The sequence below is a fragment of the Bilophila wadsworthia ATCC 49260 genome, assembly GCF_000701705.1.
GTDB classification, from domain to species: domain Bacteria; phylum Desulfobacterota; class Desulfovibrionia; order Desulfovibrionales; family Desulfovibrionaceae; genus Bilophila; species Bilophila wadsworthia.
This window is the reverse complement of the sequence record NZ_JNJP01000189.1, coordinates 1-1,289: the sequence shown is the minus strand read 5'-3', so window position 1 is coordinate 1,289 and position 1,289 is coordinate 1. Positions and strand designations below refer to the sequence as shown.

The 1,289-nt window shown below is 59.4% G+C and carries 3 protein-coding genes; all 3 read right to left on the bottom strand.

Going from position 1 to position 1,289, the window contains the following annotated elements:
* Nucleotides 1-85: 85 nt before the first annotated feature.
* The 3 genes from T370_RS0121955 to T370_RS0121945 are packed head-to-tail and all read right to left on the bottom strand — an operon-like array spanning nucleotide 86 to nucleotide 1,170.
* A complete protein-coding gene (locus T370_RS0121955; protein WP_051643948.1) occupies nucleotides 86-475 on the bottom strand; it encodes a DUF3168 domain-containing protein in 390 nt (129 codons plus the stop codon).
* The gene (locus T370_RS0121950) at nucleotides 459-851 is read right to left on the bottom strand and encodes an HK97 gp10 family phage protein (RefSeq protein WP_029437020.1); all 393 of its coding nucleotides are present in this window, start codon (nucleotides 849-851) and stop codon (nucleotides 459-461) included. The genes T370_RS0121955 and T370_RS0121950 overlap by 17 nt, the downstream gene beginning before the upstream one ends.
* Nucleotides 841-1,170, bottom strand: a complete 330-nt coding sequence (locus T370_RS0121945; RefSeq protein WP_029437019.1) for a phage head closure protein — start codon at nucleotides 1,168-1,170, stop codon at nucleotides 841-843. The genes T370_RS0121950 and T370_RS0121945 overlap by 11 nt, the downstream gene beginning before the upstream one ends.
* Between the last annotated feature and the right edge of the window lie 119 nt (nucleotides 1,171-1,289).

Sequence of the window (1,289 nt, the reverse complement as noted above, 5' to 3'; positions counted from 1 at the left end):
GCCACGCCGTAGGACGTTTCCACGTCCATCAGGACTTTAGTTCTGGCGCCGACCGCAATCTGTTTGTTGGGCATGTTTCAATCTCCTATTCGGTTTCGAGGAACCAGACCTTGAACTCCATGCTCACGCGGAAGTAATTCGTCCCGTCCTCGTACAAATCCTGATCCTCGATCAGATGCGCGCCGAACTGCGGGCCGCTTGGCGGCATGGCGGAACGCACGGCCTTGGCAATGGCTTTTGCCTCGTCATAGTCCCGTGCCCACACGTCGATCTGAAGGTCGATTTCCTCCAGACCGGACGCCCCGGACAGCGTGTTGGCGGGCCTCCCGCCGAGCCGCTGGAACGTGACGCAGGGAAGATAATTCCCGGACGGAATGAACAAGGGGAAAACCTTGCTGCCAACCAATGCGGACAATCCCGCATCCTCCTGCAACATCCGCAGCAGGACAGTTTCAAAATCAACGGCGCTTGCCATAGTGGGCATCCCCCATCATGTCCTGAAGCATCGCATCAACCTTCCGGTGGACGGCGTTGCGGGCCTTGCGGAGGAAATGCTTTCCGGGAACGTGCTTCAGTACGGTTTTTCCGTCCTTGGCAACCTGCACATGCCCGAACTCCACAAGGTGGCTGTGCGGGGCCTTCACATAGACCACATAGCCGCCGTCCTTGTACTTCGAGCGGTAAATCCAGATGGATTGCCGCAGCCTCCCCGTCTTGTCCCTGAACGCCGTGGAGCTTTTGGCCTTCTCAAAGACCTGCGCGGCAATGCCTCCCAAATCGGAATCAATCTCCGCCCGGACGCCCGCCCGGATGTCTTCGATGGGGATGTCCACCACGACGTCATTGCTCACAGCTTACCTCCCGGCACATCAACACCAGTTCCCGGCCCCGGTTGTCCGGCAACGGGGCAACGATGTTGAACACCTTCCCGTTGTGGATGACGCGCATGTCCGCCGTCACGTCCGGCCTATACCGGATGCGGATGCGCTGCGTGACTTCGGACTGTGCCTGTTGGCTGGCGAAAAACTCCCGCCCGCTCATGGCTTCCAGCGAAGCCCAGACCGTCGCCACGTTTTCCCAGACCTTGTCATGTAGCGGGGCTCCAAATTTCCCAAAAACGATTTCCTGCCGCTGGATGGTCACGCGGTGGCGAAGCATTCCGGCACGCATCAGAAGCCCCCCGCGACGATATAGGGATCAAGCAGGCAGTCCACAAATGACCGCCCGAACTCATTGAAGTTCGACCCCACGGCGAAGCTCTCCCGCTGTTCGTACAGCGTCCCGATCCG